Annotated in this window: 19 protein-coding genes; 5 read left to right on the forward strand and 14 right to left on the reverse strand. The window is 72.9% G+C overall.

Annotated elements, in window-relative coordinates; genetic code table 11:
* Positions 1 to 20 precede the first annotated feature (20 nt).
* A complete protein-coding gene (locus OG933_RS36535) occupies positions 21 to 392 on the forward strand; it encodes a hypothetical protein (protein WP_362527328.1) in 372 nt (123 codons plus the stop codon).
* 57 nt (positions 393 to 449) lie between these two features.
* Here OG933_RS36535 and mug read toward each other — a convergent pair whose 3' ends face one another.
* From mug to OG933_RS36575, 8 genes are all read right to left on the reverse strand, one after another.
* Positions 450 to 995 carry a G/U mismatch-specific DNA glycosylase gene (mug, locus tag OG933_RS36540; RefSeq protein WP_362527407.1) on the reverse strand — a complete coding sequence of 182 codons (546 nt, stop codon included), beginning with the start codon at positions 993 to 995 and terminating at the stop codon, positions 450 to 452.
* Positions 992 to 2,434: an adenylosuccinate lyase gene (purB, locus tag OG933_RS36545; RefSeq protein WP_362527330.1), complete on the reverse strand. Its 1,443-nt coding sequence runs from the start codon at positions 2,432 to 2,434 to the stop codon at positions 992 to 994. The genes mug and purB overlap by 4 nt, the downstream gene beginning before the upstream one ends.
* 207 nt (positions 2,435 to 2,641) lie before the next feature.
* A complete protein-coding gene (locus OG933_RS36550) occupies positions 2,642 to 3,421 on the reverse strand; it encodes an SGNH/GDSL hydrolase family protein (RefSeq protein WP_405631169.1) in 780 nt (259 codons plus the stop codon).
* Positions 3,422 to 3,489: 68 nt separating this feature from the next.
* Complete coding sequence (locus tag OG933_RS36555) at positions 3,490 to 4,521, reverse strand: hemolysin family protein (RefSeq protein ID WP_020131657.1); 1,032 nt, start codon at positions 4,519 to 4,521, stop codon at positions 3,490 to 3,492.
* Positions 4,518 to 5,858, reverse strand: coding sequence for a hemolysin family protein (locus OG933_RS36560; protein WP_020131656.1), 1,341 nt, complete (start codon positions 5,856 to 5,858; stop codon positions 4,518 to 4,520). Before OG933_RS36560 ends, OG933_RS36555 begins: the two co-directional genes overlap by 4 nt.
* 186 nt (positions 5,859 to 6,044) lie before the next feature.
* Entirely contained in the window at positions 6,045 to 6,470 is a 426-nt protein-coding gene (locus tag OG933_RS36565) for a GNAT family N-acetyltransferase (protein ID WP_362573001.1), read from the reverse strand.
* Positions 6,471 to 6,749: 279 nt separating this feature from the next.
* Positions 6,750 to 9,317, reverse strand: coding sequence for an ABC transporter permease (locus tag OG933_RS36570; protein ID WP_405631172.1), 2,568 nt, complete (start codon positions 9,315 to 9,317; stop codon positions 6,750 to 6,752).
* A gap of 4 nt (positions 9,318 to 9,321) precedes the next feature.
* Positions 9,322 to 10,185, reverse strand: coding sequence for an ABC transporter ATP-binding protein (locus OG933_RS36575; protein ID WP_362527346.1), 864 nt, complete (start codon positions 10,183 to 10,185; stop codon positions 9,322 to 9,324).
* A 148-nt stretch (positions 10,186 to 10,333) separates the two neighbouring features.
* Between OG933_RS36575 and OG933_RS36580 the strand changes: the two genes are divergently transcribed.
* Together OG933_RS36580 and OG933_RS36585 are read left to right on the forward strand one after the other, a co-directional pair.
* Positions 10,334 to 10,576 (forward strand): hypothetical protein, encoded by a 243-nt coding sequence (locus OG933_RS36580; RefSeq protein WP_020131652.1) that lies wholly within the window; start codon positions 10,334 to 10,336, stop codon positions 10,574 to 10,576.
* A 4-nt stretch (positions 10,577 to 10,580) separates the two neighbouring features.
* Positions 10,581 to 10,955, forward strand: a complete 375-nt coding sequence (locus tag OG933_RS36585) for a fic family toxin-antitoxin system, toxin component (protein ID WP_267023653.1) — start codon at positions 10,581 to 10,583, stop codon at positions 10,953 to 10,955.
* Here the strand turns inward: OG933_RS36585 and OG933_RS36590 are convergent.
* Positions 10,950 to 11,627 carry a methyltransferase domain-containing protein gene (locus tag OG933_RS36590; protein WP_362527348.1) on the reverse strand — a complete coding sequence of 226 codons (678 nt, stop codon included), beginning with the start codon at positions 11,625 to 11,627 and terminating at the stop codon, positions 10,950 to 10,952. The genes OG933_RS36585 and OG933_RS36590 overlap by 6 nt on opposite strands.
* 92 nt (positions 11,628 to 11,719) lie before the next feature.
* Positions 11,720 to 12,406 (reverse strand): esterase/lipase family protein, encoded by a 687-nt coding sequence (locus OG933_RS36595; protein WP_405631175.1) that lies wholly within the window; start codon positions 12,404 to 12,406, stop codon positions 11,720 to 11,722.
* A 114-nt stretch (positions 12,407 to 12,520) separates the two neighbouring features.
* Between OG933_RS36595 and OG933_RS36600 the strand changes: the two genes are divergently transcribed.
* Positions 12,521 to 14,857: a LuxR C-terminal-related transcriptional regulator gene (locus tag OG933_RS36600; protein WP_405631177.1), complete on the forward strand. Its 2,337-nt coding sequence runs from the start codon at positions 12,521 to 12,523 to the stop codon at positions 14,855 to 14,857.
* Here OG933_RS36600 and bioD read toward each other — a convergent pair.
* The 3 genes from bioD to bioB are packed head-to-tail and all read right to left on the reverse strand — an operon-like array spanning position 14,854 to position 18,114.
* Complete coding sequence (gene bioD / locus OG933_RS36605; protein ID WP_405633613.1) at positions 14,854 to 15,576, reverse strand: dethiobiotin synthase; 723 nt, start codon at positions 15,574 to 15,576, stop codon at positions 14,854 to 14,856. The two genes, OG933_RS36600 and bioD, sit on opposite strands and share 4 nt — an antisense overlap.
* Positions 15,577 to 15,578: 2 nt before the next feature.
* On the reverse strand, positions 15,579 to 16,868 hold the full coding sequence (locus OG933_RS36610; RefSeq protein ID WP_405631180.1) for an adenosylmethionine--8-amino-7-oxononanoate transaminase: 1,290 nt from the start codon (positions 16,866 to 16,868) through the stop codon (positions 15,579 to 15,581).
* A complete protein-coding gene (gene bioB / locus OG933_RS36615; RefSeq protein WP_405631182.1) occupies positions 16,861 to 18,114 on the reverse strand; it encodes a biotin synthase BioB in 1,254 nt (417 codons plus the stop codon). The genes OG933_RS36610 and bioB overlap by 8 nt, the downstream gene beginning before the upstream one ends.
* A 147-nt stretch (positions 18,115 to 18,261) precedes the next feature.
* On the opposite strand from bioB, the gene OG933_RS36620 reads away from it, so the two are divergent.
* Positions 18,262 to 19,389, forward strand: a complete 1,128-nt coding sequence (locus OG933_RS36620) for an 8-amino-7-oxononanoate synthase (RefSeq protein ID WP_362527357.1) — start codon at positions 18,262 to 18,264, stop codon at positions 19,387 to 19,389.
* 46 nt (positions 19,390 to 19,435) lie between these two features.
* Here the strand turns inward: OG933_RS36620 and OG933_RS36625 are convergent, their stop codons facing one another.
* Positions 19,436 to 19,687 (reverse strand): DUF397 domain-containing protein, encoded by a 252-nt coding sequence (locus OG933_RS36625; protein WP_362527360.1) that lies wholly within the window; start codon positions 19,685 to 19,687, stop codon positions 19,436 to 19,438.
* Between the last annotated feature and the right edge of the window lie 9 nt (positions 19,688 to 19,696).

Here is a 19,696-nt window from a genome sequence, read left to right on the forward strand (position 1 = left end):
TGACGGGTTTACTGGAACTCATGGACATCGACAGGTACCTCGGGCCCGGTCACGGTACGACGGCCTTGGTGACCAGTCACGGCCTCGCGGCCGCGGACGCCGCGGTGCGTCGCGCGCAGGCGGAGCGGTTCCACGAGGAGAAGGAGCACCTGGCCGGGAAACTGACGGCGAGATGGGGAGATCCGTGCCACATCGGGCTGCAGACGGTCCGGCTGAGGACCGGGACCGAGGAGATACCCGAGCCCTGGGCCGAGCTGAGCCTGCGGGTGGGGGACGTGTACCTCTGGCGGGCGGCGGAGCACGGCCGCTGGGTGGCCCTGGGCGTCGCCGATCTCGACCCGTGCGACGAGATTCAGCTCCTCCTGGTCGTCACCGAGACCGACCCGCCCTGAAGCCCCGGTACGACGTCCCAGTACGACGGCCCGGTACGACGTCCCGGCACGAGACCCTCAGTCCTCCGCCGCCACCCGCAGCCGCGCGAACTCCTCCGCCATCGTCGCCGCCGTCCAGTGCGCGTTCAGCCCGCTGGGATTCGGCAGCACCCACACGCGCGTGTCCCCGATGACCCGCTCCTGTGGGCCCACCGCCGCCTTGCGGTCGTCGAAGGCCGCCCGGTACGCGGTCACGCCCACCACCGCCAGCCAGCGGGGCTTCAGCCGGGTCACCTTCTCCGCCAGAAGTCGCCCACCGTCCTGGTACTCCCGCGCCGTGAGCTCGTCGGCCCGAGCGGTGGCCCTCGCCACCACGTTCGTGATGCCGAGACCGTAGGACAGCAACTCCTGCTGCTCGGCGGGCTTGAGCAGCCTCGGGGTGAAGCCGGACAGGTGCAACACCGGCCAGAAGCGGTTGCCCGGGCGGGCGAAGTGGTGACCGGTCGCCGCCGTCATCAGACCCGGGTTGATGCCGCAGAACAGCACACGCAGGCCGCCCGCGACGACGTCCGGTACGAGACGGTCGCGGGCGGCCTCCAGCTCCGCCTGGGTGAAGCGCGTCAGAGGATCGCTCCAGGGGTGTAACCGGCCGCCTCAGGACGCTGCTTCACGATCTCCTCGACCCGGCCGACGACCGTGGCCACCTGGGCCGCCGCGGCACCGGTGAAGGACAGCTTGTCGGCCATCAGCGCGTCCAGCTGGGCACGATCGAGCGGGAGCCGCTCGTCGGCGGCGAGCTTGTCCAGCAGCTCGTTGCGCTCCGCACCCTGCTCGCGCATCGCCAGCGCCGAGGCGACGGCGTTCTCCTTGATCGCCTCGTGCGCGACCTCACGGCCGACGCCCGCGCGCACCGCGCCCATCAGCACCTTGGTGGTGGCCAGGAACGGCAGGTAGCGGTCCAGCTCCCGGGCGACGACCGCCGGGAAGGCGCCGAACTCGTCGAGCACCGTCAGGAACGTCTCCAGCAGACCGTCGAGCGCGAAGAACGCGTCCGGCAGCGCGACCCGGCGCACCACCGAGCAGGACACGTCGCCCTCGTTCCACTGGTCGCCCGCCAGCTCGCCGGTCATCGACGCGTAGCCGCGCAGGATGACCATCAGGCCGTTCACGCGCTCGCAGGAGCGGGTGTTCATCTTGTGCGGCATCGCCGAGGAGCCGACCTGGCCGGGCTTGAACCCCTCGGTCACCAGCTCGTGCCCGGCCATCAGCCGGATCGTCTTCGCCAGCGAGGAGGGCGCCGCCGCCAGCTGCACCAGCGCGGTGACGACCTCGTAGTCCAGCGACCGCGGGTAGACCTGGCCGACGGACGTGAACGCCTGCGAGAAGCCCAGGTGACCGGCGATCCGGTCCTCCAGCTCGCTGAGCTTGGCGGCGTCGCCCCCGAGCAGGTCGAGCATGTCCTGGGCGGTGCCGACCGGGCCCTTGATGCCGCGCAGCGGGTAACGCCCGAGCAGCTCCTCGACGCGGCCGTACGCGACGAGCAGCTCGTCGGCGGCGGTCGCGAACCGCTTGCCGAGCGTCGTGGCCTGCGCGGCCACGTTGTGGGAGCGCCCGGCCATGACGAGCTCGCCGTACTCGCCGGCCAGCTTGCCGAGGCGTGCCAGCACGGCCACCGTGCGGTCGCGGACGAGCTCCAGCGAGAGCCGGATCTGGAGCTGCTCGACGTTCTCCGTCAGGTCGCGGGACGTCATGCCCTTGTGGACCTGCTCATGGCCGGCGAGGTCGTTGAACTCCTCGATCCGGGCCTTCACGTCGTGCCGGGTGACCTTCTCGCGCTCGGCGATGGAGGCCAGGTCGACGGTGTCGAGGACACGCTCGTAGTCGGAGATCGCCGTGTCCGGCACCTCGATCCCGAGGTCCTTCTGAGCCCGCAGCACGGCGAGCCAGAGCTGACGCTCCAGCTTCACCTTGTGCTCGGGCGACCAGAGCGTGGCGAGCTCGGCGGAGGCGTAGCGTCCGGCGAGCACGTTGGGGATACGGGGCTTGGCGGGAGCGGAAGTCACGTGTACGGATTCTACTGGCGATTCGTGCAGGCCAGCGCCACGGCCTCGTTCGGCGGAACCTACGAGACCGGCGTCACCCCGCCCCTGCCCGGCGTCACCCCGCCCCTGCCCGGCGTCACCCCGCCCTGGCCGGCGGGGCCGCCCCGGCTCCGGCCGCGTGGCCGGTCACTCGCGCGCGCAGGGAACGCGAACGCGTACGGAAGACGCCTAGGCCCGACCCTCGTAAGGCAGCAGGTCGGGCCGCTTCGGCGGCAGGCCGTCCCCGGAGGACCGGCCGGTCAGCCGGCGGCCTATCCAGGGCAGGAGGTACTGCCGGGCGAACCGCGCGTCGGCGACGCGGCGGGCGGCCCAGCCCGGAGGCAGTGTGGCCGGCATCGGCGTGTGCCACTCGGAGTCCTCCGAGTCGTGCCCGAGGCTCTGCCAGACCGCCTCCGCGACCCGGCGGTGGCCCTCCGCCGTCAGGTGCAGCCGGTCGATGTCCCACATGCGCGGGTCGCCGAGGGACGGGGCGCCGTACAGGTCGACGACGAGTGCGCCGTGCCGCTCCGCCAGCTCCTCGACATGCACGAACAGTTCCTCCATGCGCGGCCTGAACCGCTCCAGGACCGGCCCCTGCCGGCCCGGGCTGCGCATCAGCACCAGCTCCTTGCACGCGGGGGTCAGGCGCTCCACGGCCTCCGTCAGCAGGCCCTTCACGCGGCCCATGTCGCACTTGGGGCGCAGGGTGTCGTTGAGGCCGCCGACGAGGGTGATGACGTCGGCGCCCATCGCGACGGCCACCGGCACCTGCTCCTCGACGATCTGTCCGATCAGCTTGCCGCGCACCGCCAGGTTGGCGTACCGGAAGCCGGGGGTGCGGGCGGCCATCCGCGCGGCGAGGAGGTCCGCCCAGCCCCGGTAGGAGCCGTCGGGCAGCAGGTCCGACATGCCCTCGGTGAAGGAGTCGCCGAGGGCGACCAGGCTGGTGTGTGTGGGATTCGTCTGCATGGCGACATAGATGGTAGCCCGAGTCTCATACCCGGCGGTCGGTCACCTCCGGCCCCGCCTCCGTGCCCTCACGCCCGCTGCCCGAACAGCTCCCGCAGCACGTCCTCCATCGTCACCAGACCGGACAGCCGCCCGTCGGAGCCGAGCACGGCCGCCAGATGCGTACGGGTGCCCCGCATCGCGGTGAGGACGTCGTCCAGCGGAGTCGCCTCCCGCACGCGCGCGATGGGCCGCATGTCGCCCAGCCGGAACGCCGTGTCCCGCGGCGAGGCGTCCAGCGCGTCCTTCACGTGCAGGTAACCGACGATCCGGCGCCCCTCGTCCACGACGGGGAACCGGGAGAACCCGGACTCCGCCGCCAGCCGCTCCAGCTCCTCCGGAGTGACGCCCACGCGCGCGTAGACGACCCCCTCCAGCGGCAGGACGACATCACGCACCGGACGGCGGCCCAGCTCCAGGGCGTCGTGCAGCCGCTCCAGGGCGCGGTCGTCGATGAGACCCGCCTCACCGGCGTCCTTGACGATCTGGGCGAGCTGGGCGTCCGAGAAGGCCGCGGCGACCTCGTCCTTGGTCTCGATCCGCAGGAGTTTCAGCAGGCCGTTCGCGAAGGCGTTGATCGCGAAGATCACCGGGCGCAGCGCCCGGGCCAGCGTGACCAGCGGCGGTCCCAGCAGCAGCGCGCTGCGCACCGGCTCCGCGAGCGCGATGTTCTTCGGCACCATCTCGCCGAGCAGCATGTGCAGATAGGTCGCCGCCGCCAGCGCGATGACGAAGGACACCGCGTGTCCCGCGCCCTCGGGCACGCCCACCGCGTGGAACGCCGGCTCCAGCAGATGCGCGATGGCGGGTTCGGCGACCACACCGAGGATCAGCGTGCACAGGGTGATGCCGAGCTGCGCGGCCGCCATCAGGGCGGACACGTGCTGGAGGCCCCACAGCACGCTCTTGGCGCGCCGGTCGCCCTGCGCGCCCTTCGCGCCGCCTTCGAGGTACTGCTCGATCTGGGAGCGGCGTACGGAGATCAGCGCGAACTCCGCGCCGACGAAGAACGCGTTGACGACGAGGGTCGCCAGTGCGATCAGCAACTGGACGGCGATCACTTCCCGGCCTCCTGTTCAAAACCCTCGGACGGGGCGAGCGGCGCGTGCAGCAGCACGCGCGCGGCCCGCCGGCCCGAGGCGTCCACCACGTCCATGCGCCAGCCCGCGACCTCCACGGTGTCGCCGACCGCCGGTATCCGGCCCAGCTCGGTGGCGAGCAGACCGGCGAGCGTCTCGTACGGCCCCTCGGGGGTGTGCAGGCCCACGCGCGCGAGTTGGTCGGTGCGTGCGGCGCCGTCGGCCGAGTAGAGCGTGCGGCCCTCGTCGTCCTTGCCCGCGGCGGCCAGGTCGGACGTCTCGTGCGGGTCGTGTTCGTCGCGGACCTCGCCGACCACCTCCTCGACGATGTCCTCCAGCGTCGCCACGCCCGCCGTGCCGCCGTACTCGTCGATGACCACGGCCATCGTCCGCTTGCCGGACAGCCGGTCCAGCAGCCGGTCCACGGTCAGCGACTCGGGCACGAGGAGCGGCTCGCGCATGATCTCCGAGACGGGTACGCGCGGTCGGCGCTCCGCCGGGATCGCCAGCACGTCCTTGATGTGCGCGGTGCCCACCACCGAGTCGAGGTTGCCGCGGTACACGGGGAACCGGGACAGGCCCGTCGCCCGGGTCGCGTTCGCCACGTCCTCGCAGGTCGCCGCCGCGTCGAGGGCGATGACCTGGACGCGCGGGGTCATCACGTTCTCCGCGGTCAGATCGGCCAGGTTCAGCGTGCGCACGAACAGCTCCGCGGTGTCCGCCTCCAGGGCGCCCTCCTTCGCGGAGTGCCGGGCCAGGGCCGCGAGCTCCTGGGGGCCGCGCGCGGCGGCGAGTTCCTCGGTGGGCTCCACGCCGAAGCGGCGCACGATGCGGTTCGCGGTGTTGTTGAGATGGGTGATGAAGGGCCGGAAGGCGGCGCTGAACCAGCGCTGCGCGTTGCCCACGCGCTTGGCGACGGCCAGCGGGGAGGAGATCGCCCAGTTCTTGGGCACGAGTTCGCCGACGACCATCAGGAACACGGTCGACAGGGCCGTACCCAGCACCAGCGCGACGGAGCTCGACGTGGTGCTCGACAGGCCGAGCGACTCCAGCGGCCCGGCGATCAGCTTGGCGATCGACGGCTCGGAGAGCATGCCGACCACGAGGTTGGTGACGGTGATGCCGAGCTGGGCGCCGGAGAGCTGGAAGGTGAGGTTCCGTACGGCCTTGAGCGCTCCGGGAGCGCCGCGCTCGCCGCGCTCCACCGCCCGTTCCAGTTCGCTGCGCTCGACCGTGGTCAGCGAGAACTCGGCGGCGACGAAGGCGCCGCACGCGAGCGACAGCAGGATCGCCACCAGGAGGAGCAGGACTTCGGTCATCGGGTCACCTCCGTCCCATGATCGGACAGGGCGGGGAGGGACGCGCGGTGTCGCGTGGGGGTACTGGGAGGCTCGCCCATGGGCGGACGCTCACACCTTTCATGAAGTCATCAGGGGACCGCGCGGGTCGTCCGCACAGTCCCCCAATGGTAAAGGATCGGCAAAAGAGCCCTTCACGGGCTCCGGTCAGTCGCTGAGCGGCTTCACCCAGCGCCGCCACTTCTCCTCGGGCGCGTACCCCGCAGCGCGCCAGGCATGATGCGCCGTTTCGTTGCGGGTGAGCACCATCGCGTCCCCACGGCGCCCGCCCAGCCGCACGAACCGCTCCTCCGCGGCGGCCAGCAGCGCCGAGCCGATGCCCTGGCGGCGCTGGTCGGGGTGCACCGCCAGCCGGTACAGATGGCACCGCCATCCGTCGAACCCGGCGATCACCGTCCCGGCCAGCTCACCGTCCCGCTCGGCGAGGATCAGTGCCCCCGGATCGCGCGCGACCAGCCGCTCCACCCCGCTCCGGTCGTCGCTGATGCTCGTGCCCTCGGCGGAGGTCTTCCAGAAGGCCAGCACGGTGTCCAGGTCCTCGGGGCCGGCGGCCCGTATCCGCAGATCAGTCATGGACCGATCCCACCACGCGGGAAACCGGCCGGAACGCGAATTTCCAGCATGCGGACGCCTGTCGACGGCCCGCGGACGGCAAGCGGGTCCCGGAGAGCGGGCAGCCGGTACCCGGAGTCAGCGGCCGGTCTCCGGACGGCGGTCGGCCGCTCCCCGGAGGGCAGGGGGCCGGTACCCCGACGGCATTCGGCCCGTCCCCGGACCGCCGCTCGGCGCACACGGCCCGGCGATCACGGGCGGGAACCCCCGGAGGCGTTCGCGCCCGTGATCGCCTCCGTGTCACTCGTGCGCGATCGCGGCCAGTACGTTCATCCGCGAGGCGCGCAGCGCGGGCAGCAGGGCCGCCACGACACCGACGACCGCGGAGCCCACCACGACCGCGACTATCGTGCCCCACGGGACGGCGAGGGCCTTCATGCCCTGCAACTCCAGCACCTGCTGTATGCACACGCCCCACACCAGCCCGAGCGCCAGGCCCAGCACCGCGCCGAAGACCGCGATCACCACCGACTCCAGCCGGATCATCCGGCGCAACTGCCGCCGGCCCAGCCCGATGGCGCGCAGCAGCCCGATCTCCCGGGTCCGCTCCACCACCGACAGCGCCAGGGTGTTGACCACACCGAGCACCGCGATGACGATCGCGAGCCCGAGCAGGGCGTACACCAGGTAGAGCAGCACGGCGATCTGGTCGTGCACCAGCTTCTTGTAGTCGGCCTGGTCACGCGCCTGTACCTGCGGATAGGCGTCGAGCGTCTTCTCCAGGCGGGGCCGCAGCTGGTCGCCGCCGGTCCCGGAGGCCGCGTTCACGTACAGCGCCGAGTCCTGCCCGCCGGGCACGTACTTCTCGACGGTGGCGATCCCGAGGAACAGCCCGCCCTGCATGCCGAACCCGTCGCCGCCGTCCTGGTCGGTGAGCGCGCCGACCTTCAGCGACGTGGTCCGCTTCCCGGGGAACTCCACCGGCAGCACACTGCCCAGCCGTACCCCGTGGTCCTTGGCGAAGTCGACGTCCATGCCGATGGCGCCGTCGGCCAGCGCGGCCGCCGTGTCGCCCTGCGCGTAGGTGATGTGCGCGACGTCGTCGACCCGGTCGTCGTAGCCGGAGGCGGTCGTCTCGACGCGCTTGCCGTCGGGCAGCCGTACGGCGAGCGGCGCGAACCGCTGCCGTACGACCAGGCCGACACCCTCGGTGTCGCGCACCGCGTCCGTGACCTCTTGGGAGAACGGCGTGAAGTTGGCGTTCTGGACGACGAAGTCGGCGCCCAGCGTCTTGTCGATCTGCTCGTCGAAGGACTTGGACATCGACGCGCTGGCCACCGACATCCCGCCGACCAGGGCGAGACCCACCATCAACGCGGCCGCCGTGGCGCCGGTACGGCGCGGGTTGCGCAGGGCGTTGCGCTGGCTCATCCGGCCCACCGAGCCGAACAGCGCGGGGAAGGCGCCGCCGAGCACGCGGATCACCGGGCGGACCAGCAGCGGCCCCGCGATGACGGTGGCGATGAGCGTGAGCACGACACCCAGGCCCAGCAGGGACGCCGCGGACGCCGTCTTCGAGGAGCTCACACAGCCGGCGAGCGCCGCCACGCCCAGCGCGCCGACGACCGCGCCGACCACCGCGCGCACCTTCAGCGGCCGCCCCACCCCGGCGATGTCCGCGTCCGCGAGGGCCGCCATCGGCGACACGGTCGCGGCGCGCCGGGCCGGGAGGTAGGCCGCCACGAAGGTGACGCCGACGCCGACGACGTACGCCGACACCGGGGTCGCCCAGCCGACGACCATCTCCGTGGTCTTCAGGTTCATGCCGAACGCGCTCATGAGCTTGATCAGCCCGGCCGCCAGACCGATACCGGCGGCGAGGCCGACCGTGGAGCCCACGACACCGAGCAGCACCGCCTCGGTGAGCACCGAGCGGCGCACCTGACGGCGGTCGGCGCCCAGGGCGCGCAGCAGGCCCAGCTCGCGCGTGCGCTGGGCGATCAGCATCGAGAACGTGTTGACGATCAGGAACACACCGACCAGGACGGCGATCCCGGCGAAGCCGAGCATCACGTACTTGATCACGTCGAGGAACCCGCCCAGCGCCTCCGCCGACGACTTCGCCTGCTCGTCCGCCGTCTTCACGTCGTAGGGTCCGGCACCGACCGCGGAGCTGACGCGCCGTTCGAGGACCGGGTCGCTCACCCCCTTCGCCGCGTCGACGGAGATGCTCGTGGCCTTGTCCGGCGACCCCAGGAGCTGGGTGGCGGCGGTCGCGGGGTCGAGGAAGACCAGGGCCGCGCCCGGGTTGGTGGTGGTGAACGTGGCGATGCCGACGATCTTCACCTTGAACGAGCCCGGCTGGGCCATCACGGTGAGGGTGTCGCCGATCTTCACGTGCTTCTTGTCGGCGGTGTCGGCGTCGAGCATGGCCTCGCCCGCGCCCTGCGGGGCGTGGCCGGAGGTCAGCTTCACCGGGCTGCGGTCGGTGACGTACCAGTCGGTGGCGATGGTCGGCGCGCCGGTGGTCGGCCCGACGGACTTGTTCTCGCCGTCCACGACCGTGATGTTCTCCACGCTCACGTCCGCGTGGGTCGACGCGACCCCGTCGACGCGGGCCACCTTTTCGGCGAGGGAGGCGGGCACGGTCTGCACCGCGCCGGTCGGCACGGACGCCTTCAGGTCGTCGCTGGGCTCGACCGTCACATCCGCCGACGTGGACGCGAAGAGCCGGTCGAAGGTGCGGGTGACCGTGTCGGAGAAGATCAGGCTGCCCGAGACGAACGCCACCGACAGGACGACGGCGAGCGCGGACAGCAGCAGCCGTCCCTTGTGCGCGAGGAAACTTCTGAGGGTTGCTTTCAGCACCGGATCACTTCTCCTTGGCGTCGGTGCCGTGGGCGGTGCCGTGGGCGTCGGTGGCCGGGATGCCGACGTCGCCGCTCTCGCCGTCGGACTGGGCGCGGCTCACGTCGAAGCGCTTCATGCGTTCCAGCACCGCGTCCGCCGTCGGCCGCTCCATCTCGTCCACGATCCGCCCGTCCGCGAGGAAGAGCACCAGGTCGGAGTGGGCGGCGGCACCCGGGTCATGGGTGACCATGACGACGGTCTGCCCCAGCTGGTCGACGGCCTCCCGCAGGAACGCGAGGACCTCGAGCCCGGCGCGCGAGTCCAGGTTGCCGGTCGGCTCGTCGGCGAAGATCAGCTCGGGGCGGGAGGCGAGTGCCCGGGCGCAGGCCACGCGCTGCTGCTGGCCGCCGGACAGCTGCGACGGCCGGTGCTTCAGCCGGTCCCGCAGGCCGAGCGTGTCGATCACCTGGTCCAGCCACTTCTGGTCGGGCTTCTGCCCCGCGATGTCCATGGGCAGGGTGATGTTCTCGGCGGCGTTCAGCGTCGGGATCAGGTTGAACGACTGGAACATGAACCCGATCCGGTCCCGTCGCAGCCGGGTCAGCTCCCGGTCCTTCAGTCCCGTGATCTCGGTGTCGCCGATCCACACCTGACCGGCCGACACCGTGTCGAGGCCCGCCAGGCAGTGCATCAGGGTCGACTTGCCGGAACCGGACGGGCCCATGACGGCGGTGAAGCGGCCGCGCGCGATGTCCACGTCCACCGCGTCCAGGGCGAGCACCGTGGTCTCGCCCGAGCCGTACGCCTTGGTCAGACCGCGGGCGCGGGCCGCGATCCCGCCGGCCGAGGCCAGGCCGGGGGCGTGCTCCGCAGCAGGTGTGGACAAGGCTGTCTCCTCGCTCGTGTGGACGTGCCGATCGCTTGGTGATGTGTCTGCCCGGCCGAGCGTAGTGTGACCCGGCGCACACCCGGTATCCCTTTTCACCTCCCGGCCGCCCTTGCCGTTGCTAGCAGCACGACGCTAGCGTCGAGGTATGGCGAAGACCCAGCTGAACGTACGCGTCGACGAGGGCACGGCCCGCGCCGCCCGCGAGCGCGCCACGGCCCGCGGCATGAGCGTCAACCGCTATATAGAAGAGCTGGTCAGACAGGACGCCGGCGAAGTCGGCCACACGTTCGTCGAGGCCGCCAGCGACTTCATGAAGCAGTACGAGGCCGTGTTCGCGGAAGAGTTCGGCGCCGACCGCGAGGGCGGCACGCGCGAAGGTCGCCGCTGATCCCTTGAGCGACCTCCGCATCGATCTCGCCTGGCTTCTCATGCTCGCCGAACAGAAGACCCCGGGGGACCCCCAGGTCACCGACTGGGGGGCACTGGTGGCGGCCGTGGCGCGCCACCAGGCCGAGATATTCGACGTCCCCGTCTACGACGACGCGCCGGCCCGCGCCGCGGCGCTGCTCCAGCTCCTCATCCACGTCCCCGCGCTGGAGCGCTCCAACGCCCTGTTCGCCTGCGCCGTCGCCTACGCGTATCTCGTCGCCAGCGGTCTGAAGGTCGCCACCTCGCCCGAACAGGTCCGCGACCTGGCCAGGCTGGTCAAGACCGGGGAGGCGTCGGTGTCCGACATCGCGCGGGAACTGCGCCAGTGGAGCCTATGAGGGGCGCCGGGCTCTCCCTAGAACGCAGTACGAGGCGGGGGACCGAGGGCCCTTCTCCGGCACGGTCAGCCGACGGTACGGGCCGACCTCGAACCCTGCCTCGCGCAGGGCGTCGAGGGTGTCCCGGGTGAGGTGACAGCCGCCGGCCAGGGTCGGCCACACCGTGCGGTCCAGCGCGCGCTGGGTGAACCGCATCGCCGGACCACCGCCGGGACCGTGCTCGAAGAACCTCAGTTCACCGCCGGGCCGCAGCACCCGCCGCAGCTCCCCGAGCGCGCGGGGCACGTCCCGCACACTGCACAGCACCAGCGAGAGCACCGCTCCGTCGAAGGCCTCGCTCTTCACCGGCAGCGCTTCCGCCACGGCCGGCACGACATCGACCGGCACCTCCGCGCGCCGGGCCGCTTCCAGCGCCAGCGTGCGCAGGTGGCGCTCCGGCTCGATCGCGACGACCTCCGAGACGGCGGCCGGGTAGTGCGCGAAATTCAGTCCGTTGCCCGCGCCGATCTCGATGATCCGGCCGGACAGCCCCGCGAGCAGCTGATCGCGTACGGGGGCCAGGCCGCCGCGGGTCTCGGCGGCCGTGCCGAGCCGGGCGTAGAACCGGGCGAACAACGGGTGGTGGACGGCGTCACCGGGCACCTCGGCGGAGCCGCTGGAGCGCAGGGGCATGGCGACCTCCCGGGCAGGACGGGCCTACCGGGATTCTCCCCCGTGCAGGCCCGCCGCACCCACGCTGTCGCGCTGCTCGCTCGTCCGACCGTCTATTGGATGAAGTCGCGCACCTGCTCGTACACCCCGGAGTCGTTGTTGATGTCCGTGTGCGAGATGCATCCGACGCCGACGTTGGTGGCCCCGCTCAGCAGCGCCGAGGAGTCCGGGTCGATGGCCGAGTCGCAGTTCGACCAGTAGGTCGCGTAGCTCACGCTGCCCGGGGTCTCGTCACCGGAGTTGAGCGCGGTGAGGAACGAACTGCCGGTGACCATCTCGGCGCAGGAGGTGTAGAGCCAGCTGCACCACGAGGCGACCGACGTCCCGTGGTTGGTGCCCGCGACGGAGACGAAGTCGTCCACGTACGCGGTGCCGCCGAGGTTCTTGAGGTAGTAGCGGGAGCTGAGCGCGCCCATGGAGTGGATGACGACGTCGACCTTGGACGCACCGGTTCTCGCCAGCACGTTCTTGATCTCGGTGGCCAGTTGGGAGGCGGTCGTGGCGTTCGACTGGGACCAGCTGTAGGTCCAGGCGTCCAGTTCGGCGGCCGTGTAGCCGTCGGCCTTGAAGTCCGCGACCCAGTCGTCCCAGCTGCTGGAGGAACTGCTGATGCCGTGCACGAAGACGATCGGATTGTGGGTCGCGGCGTGGGCTGTGGGGGCGGAGAACGAGAGTGACAGAAGGAGCGAAGAGACCACGGCCGAGAAAGCCGCGGCGATGCGACGCTTGTGGCGCTGCATGATGCCTCCTGAAACGTGTGGGGTTGCCAGGAGTGTCCGGCGGGTCTACGCGCGCCGCATCGGTGAAATCGCCAGTCTTTACGGTTCAAGTAACCCGCCAGTAACGTCACTTGTGTGGTGACACGAGTGAACCCCCCGTCTACGGACCGCACTTCGCCACCGGCGCCGCCGGACGCGGGCCCGCGCCCGGCCCCGGCGCTGTCCGAAGGCGTCCGCGTGCGCGTGCTGCGCCTCGTATACGGCGACCCGCGTGCCGCCGCCGAACTCGTCGCGCGGCTGACCGAACGGCAGGCGGCCGGCCTCGACCCGCTGCCGGCCGAGCCCGCCGACCTCGCCCCCGAGACGCTGCGCGCCCACCGCCACGAGATCCGCGCGCTGCCCGACGGCACCCGGCTGGTGCTCCTGCTGGCGGCCGCCGACCAGTACCCGGTGGCCACCCACGCCTTCCTGCGGGCCGTCGCCGCCGCCCGCCTCGACACCCGGCCCCTCGAAGCGGCGGAGGCGGCCGGGATCGCCCACGCCACGGCCGGCGGGGTCGGCTTCCGCGACGCCTGGACCCGGATCGCCGCGTACGAGACGGCCGCCCCTGCCGACCGGCGCGACGCCCACCGGTTGCTCGCCCGCGTCCTGCACGGCGCGGCGGAGACGCCCCGGCGGTCCTGGCACCGGGGCGCGGGCGCACTCGGGCCCAGCGCGCGGCTCGCCGCGGAACTCACGGCGGCCGCCGCCAGGGCGCGCGCCGCCGGTGACCCGGCGCGCTCGGGCGCCCTCGCCGAACGCGCCGCCGCGCTCTGCACGGACCCGGGCGAAAGGTCCCGGCTCCTCGCCCACGCGGCGGCCGACGCCTGGCACCGCGGTGACGGCGACCGGTCCCGCGCCCTCGCCGCCCGCACCGACGCCGACGCCCTCACCGGCATCCTCGCCCTGCGGACCGGGCACGCGGGGGAGGCGTTCGACGCGCTGCTGGCCGGGGCGGTACGGGCGGCCGGGGCGCGGCCCGCGCCCGGTGACCCGCCCCCGGGACGGGACGGCTCCACGGCCTCCCCCGGCGCCTTCCCCGTCGCCTCCTCCGTCACCTCCCCGGGCGCCTCGCACGAGCCGGTCGCCCCGCACGAGTCCGGCGAGGCGGCGGGTTCAGCCCCCGCCGCCCCCGTCGCCCACCTCCTGGCCCGAGCCGCCGAAGCGGCCGTCTACACCGGCGATCTGCGTCGATGCCGTGAAGCGGCCCTCGTCGCAGGGCAGTCGGGCATCGACCCGCCCGGTGTGCTCGGCGGGATCGCCGCGGCCGTCGACGGGCGGTACGAGGACGCGCGCAACCTGCTGGAGGCCACCGCCGGACGGTGCGGCCCGGGCGGTGACCCCACCCTCCTCCTGCACGCGGGGATCGCCGCCCTGATGCTCGGCGACCACACCCGCGCCGCCACCGCCACGGTCCGGGCGGCCGCCGCGGCCCGCGCCCGGGGCGTCACCGCCGCCGTGTCCCAGGCCATGGAGTTCCGTGCCTACGCCGACTTCTGGACCGGCCGCCCACGCGCCGCCGAGGCCGCCGCACTGGACGCCCTGCGGCAGGCGTACGCCACCGGACAGGACAACGGCGCCTGCCATCTGCAGGCCGCCCTCGCGATGTTCGCCGCGCTCACCGGCGACGAGGCCCTGTGCCGGGAGCGGGCCGCGGCCGCCCGCTCCTACGCCCTCGCCCACGCCCTGGGCCTGCCCGCCGCCCTGGCGCAGTGGGCGCTCGCCTTCCTCGACCTGGGCTCCGGCCGCTTCGACGCCGCCGCGGCCCGGCTGCGTGCCCTCGCCGCCTCGGGTCCGGGCCACGGCCACCGGGCCATCCGCCACCTGGCCACCCCGCACTATGTCGAGGCCGCCGTCCGCACCGGCGAGACCCGCGTGGCGCGCGCCGCGCACGCCGACTACGACCGTTGGGCCCGCGCCGTCGGCAGCGCCGACGACCTGGCTCTCAGCGCCCGCTGCCAAGCCCTGCTCACGCCGGGCGCCGACGCCGTCGAGCACTACCGCACGGCCCTGCGGCTGCACGCCGAAGGGACCCGAGCCTTCGAACGGGCCCGCACCGAACTGCTGTTCGGTAGTGCGCTGCGCAGGCTGCGCCGCCGCGCCGAGGCCCGCGACCGGCTGCACAGCGCGATGGAGGCGTTCGAGTCCTTCGACGCCCCGCACTGCGCCGAGAGCGCCCGCGCCGAGCTGCGTGCGCTGGGCGCCCCCGCGGCCCCCACCCGCGGCGACCGGCGCCCGACGGTCCACCTGACCGCCCAGCAACTCCTGGTCGCCCGGATGGCGGCGGACGGCGCCACGAACCGCGAGATCGCCGCCCGCCTCGCCCTCAGCCCCCGCACCATCGACCACCATCTGCGAGGCGTCTTCACCCGCCTCGGCATCCGCTCCCGCATCGAACTCGTCCGGCTGCTCGCGGACGCGGACAGCGGCTAGACCCCGGAACCGGTCCGCTGCCGGAAGGCCTCCGCCTCCCACGTCCCGTCCAGCCGCGGCGCCAGCCAACCGGGCGCCACGGTACGGAAATCGACGGGCGTGAGAGCGCCGGCGCCCGACGGAAGCGCCCCCAGCAGCGGGGCCCCGGCCACCTCCGGAAGATCCGCGACATTGCAACGCGAGGCGAGATCGGGGGAGTCGGGCCAGCTGCCGATCACGACCCCCAGCAACTCCACGCCCCGACCCCGCAGTTCACGAGCCGTCAGTTCCGTCGTGTTCAGCGTGCCGAGGCCCGCCGAGGCCACCACCAGCACCGGCGCCCGCAGCAGCTGCGCCACATCGGCCAGCGTCCCGCCCGCCTCGTCGAACCGTACGAGCAGCCCGCCCGCCCCCTCGACGAGCACCAGGTCGTGCCCGGCGGCCAGTTTCTGCGCCGCCTCCGCCACGTCCTGCGGCCGCACCGCCGCCAGGCCCGCCCTGCGCGCCGCCGTCGCCGGAGCCAACGGCTCGGGATAGCGGGCCACTTCGGCCGTCGTCACCGTGCCGGCGAGCCGGGCCACCTCGTCGGCGTCCCCGGACTCGTCCGCCCGTACGCCGGTCTGCGCGGCCTTGAGGACGGCCACCGTCCGCCCCGCCGCGAGCGCCGACGCGGCGACCGCGGCCGTCGTGACGGTCTTGCCGACCTCCGTGCCCGTCCCCGTGATCACCAGGATCGGCATGTTCATCCCTCCCGCGCCGCGGCACACACCGCGCGCGCGATCCGTGCCACGTCCGCGTCACCGGTGACGTACGGCGGCATCGTGTAGATCAGGTCGCGGAACGGCCGCAGCCAGACCCCCTCGCGCACGGCGGCCCGGGTGGCGGCCGCCATGTCCACCGGGTGGTCGAGCTGGACGACACCGATCGCGCCGAGGACCCGGACGTCCCGGACACCCGGGATCTCCGCCGCGGCGGCGAGGCCGTCCCGCAGCCCCGACTCGATCCGTTTGACCTCGGCGAGCCAGTCCTGCCCGAGCAGCAGCTCGATCGAGGCACAGGCGACCGCCGCGGCGAGCGGGTTGCCCATGAACGTCGGCCCGTGGGCCAGCACCGGCACCACGCCCCGCGAGATCCCGTCGGCCACCCGGGACGTGCACAGCGTCGCCGCCATCGTCAGATAGCCGCCGGTCAACGCCTTGCCGACGCACATCACATCCGGTGTCACCGCGGCGTGCTCCGCCGCGAACAGCGCGCCCGTGCGCCCGAACCCGGTCGCGATCTCGTCGAACACCAGCAGCACGTCGTGCGCGTCGCACGCCTCGCGCAGCACCCGCAGATAGCCGGGGGAGTGGAACCGCATGCCGCCCGCGCCCTGCACCACCGGCTCCACGATGACCGCGGCCAGTTCGTCGGCGTGCCGCTCGATCGTCTCGCGCAACAGGTCGGCGTACGCCTCGTCGAACTCCACCGGAGGCGGGTCCACGAAGACCTGCCGGGGCAGCACCCCGGTCCACAGGTCGTGCATCCCGCCCTCGGGATCGCACACGGACATCGGCTGCCAGGTGTCGCCGTGGTAACCGCCGCGCCAGGTCAGCAGGCGTCCCTTGGCCGGGCGGCCCAGCGAGCGCCAGTACTGGAGGCACATCTTCACCGCGACCTCGACCGACACCGAGCCGGAGTCGGCGAGGAACACATGCTCCAGACCGTCGGGCGACATGTCGACAAGGAGCTTCGCCAGCCGTACGGCGGGCTCGTGGGTGAGCCCGCCGAACATCACATGACTCATCCGGCCCAGCTGCTCGCGCACGGCCTCGTTGAGCACCGGGTGGTTGTAGCCGTGGATCGCCGACCACCAGGACGCCATGCCGTCGACCAGGTCGCCCGAGCCGTCCGCCGGCCGCAGCCGTACCCCGCTCGCCGACTCCACGACGAGCGGTTCGACCCTGCCGGGCATCGGACCGTACGGATGCCACACATGGCGCCGGTCGAGCTCCAGCAGCTCGGGCACCCCGAGCCGGTCCGGCTCAGGCATTGGGCGCGAGATCGGTACCGGCGCCACGCCGGCGCACGGCGACCAGGTCCGTACGGGCCTCGCCGACCGCCGCGACCGGGGCCGCGGCCGGAGTCGACGCCGGGGCCGACGCCGGGGCGGAGCCGCACACACCGCCGCCCGCGTGCGAGCCGCAGCCCGCGTCCCCGTGCGAACCGCACCCGGAGTCCTCGTGCGAGCCGCAGCCACCGCCCTCGTGGGAACCGCAGCCCCCGGCCGCCGTCGCGCGGTGCTCGGGCAGGGTGACCTGTTCCGCGCCCTCCACCTCGAATCCGGCGTCCGCGATCATCTCCAGGTCGGCCTTGCCGGCCTGGCCCTCGGTCGTGAGGTAGTCGCCCAGGAAGATCGAGTTGGCCAGGTGCAGGGCGAGCGGCTGCATCGTGCGCAGATGGACCTCGCGGCCGCCCGCGATGCGCACCTCGACGTCCGGGCAGACGAACCGCACCATCGCCAGGATGCGCAGACAGCGCTGCGGGGTGAGGTTCCACTCCTTGGCGAGCGGGGTGCCCTCCACCGGGATGAGGAAGTTCACCGGAACGGAGTCCGGGTCCAGCTCGCGCAGTGAGAAGACGACGTCCACCAGGTCCTCGTCGGACTCGCCCATGCCGGCGATCAGACCCGAGCACGCCGACAGACCCGCCGCGTGCGCCTTCTGCACCGTGTCCACCCGGTCGGCGTACGTGTGCGTGGTCGTGATCTCCCCGTACGTGCCCTCGGACGTGTTCAGGTTGTGGTTGTAGGCGTCGGCGCCCGCCTCGCGCAGCCGTTCGGCCTGGCCGTCGGAGAGCAGGCCCAGACAGGCGCAGACCTCGACGCCCTCGTTCTGGTCCTTGATCGCCTTGATGGTCCCGGCGACCCGGTCGACGTCACGGTCCGTCGGACCACGCCCGGACGCCACCAGACAGACCCGCTTGGCCCCGCCGGCCAGCCCGGCCGCCGCCGCCTGCGAGGCCTCTTCCGGCTTGAGCCAGGTGTACTTCAGGATCCCGGCCGTGGAGCCGAGCCGCTGGGAGCAGTAGGAGCAGTCCTCGGGGCACAGCCCCGACTTGAGGTTGACGAGGTAGTTGAGTTTCACCCGTCGCCCGAACCACTGCCGGCGCACCCGGCCGGCCGCGGCCACCACATCCAGCACGTCGTCGTCGGAAGTGGCCAGCACGGCCAACGCTTCCTCGCGGGTCGGCAGCTCGCGCCGAAGCCCCTTGTCCACCAGCGTGTTCAGCAGGTCCATGAGAGCCGATCCTGTCCTACGCACCCGCTCCGGGCCAAGGTAGGGATCACACAACACACCGGGTTCGACGTGTGGGTATTGCCACACCGTGGGTGGGCGGTCGGGCCGCTAGTGTCTGTCCGCTACCTACAAAAGCCCGGAGGACCCATGGCGTTCGGCTGGATCGACGAGCAGGCGGAGCTGCGGCGCCGGGCCGGACTCGTACGGACACTGAGGCCCCGCCCGGCCGACTCGCCGCTCCTCGACCTGGCGAGCAACGACTACCTGGGCCTCGCCCGCCACCCCGAGGTCACGGAGGGGGCCGCGGCGGCCGCCAGGACCTGGGGCGGCGGCGCCACCGGCTCCCGGCTCGTCACGGGCACCACCGAGCTGCACGGCGAGCTGGAGCGGGAGCTCGCCGAGCACTGCGGCTTCGAGGCGGCCCTCGTCTTCTCCTCCGGATACGCGGCCAACCTCGCCGCGGTCACCGCGCTGGCCCCGCACGGCTCGCTGATCGTCTCCGACGCGGGCAACCACGCCTCGCTCATCGACGGCTGCCGGCTTGCCCGCGGCACCACCCAGGTCGTCGGGCACGCCGACCCGGACGCGGTGCGCAAGGCGCTCGGCACCCACGACGGCCCGGCCGTGGCCGTCTCCGACACGGTCTTCTCCGTCGACGGCGACGCCGCCCCGCTGGCCGCCCTGGCGGCCGCCTGCCGGGAGTACGGCGCCGGACTGGTCGTCGACGACGCCCACGGGCTCGGTGTGCTGGGGGACGGCGGCCAGGGCGCTCCGTACGCGTCCGGTCTGGCGGGCGCCGACGACGTCGTCGTCACGGTCACGCTGTCCAAGTCGCTGGGCAGCCAGGGCGGCGCCGTGCTGGGTCCCGCGCGGGTGATCGAGCATCTGGTGAACGCGGCCCGGACGTTCATCTTCGACACGGGCCTGGCCCCGGCGGCGGCGGGGGCGGCGCTGGCCGCCCTCAGGCTGCTGCGCCGGGAGCCCCTGCGCGCGGCACGCGCGCGTGCGGTGGCGGGCGAGCTGCACGCGCGCCTGACGGCCGCGGGCCTGGCAGCGGTGCGTCCGGACGCCGCGGTCGTCTCCGTGCGTGCGCCGTCCCCGGAGGGGGCCGTGCGCTGGGCGGCGGACTGCCGGTCGGCAGGCCTGGCCGTGGGCTGCTTCCGTCCTCCCTCCGTGCCCGACGGCATCTCACGCCTCAGGCTGACCGCGCGTGCGGACCTCTCCGGGGCCGAGCTGGAACGCGCTGTACGGGTGATCGGCGAGACACGACCATGAGTCGGCGTGACACGGCCGTGGACCGCCTCTGACTGCTCCGGTGCGGTCAGCGGACCCGCGCGACCCTCGAGAACACGGCAGTGAAGCCCGACCAGCTCTCGGGGGAGAAGAGCAGGGCGGGTCCGGCCGGGTCCTTGGAGTCGCGTACGGCGAGCAGACCGGCCCAGGGGCCGGAGGCCGGCCGGGCCGTCTCCACACAGTTGTTCGCTCCCGTGCTGTAGCTGCTGCGCAGCCACCGCACATCAGGGAGACGGTCGGGATCGGTACTGGAAGGTACGTTCCGCGGTGGTGCGGACATGGTGCCTCC

It is taken from the genome of Streptomyces sp. NBC_00016 (assembly GCF_045040885.1).
In the GTDB taxonomy this organism is placed as follows: Bacteria; Actinomycetota; Actinomycetes; order Streptomycetales; family Streptomycetaceae; genus Streptomyces; species Streptomyces coriariae.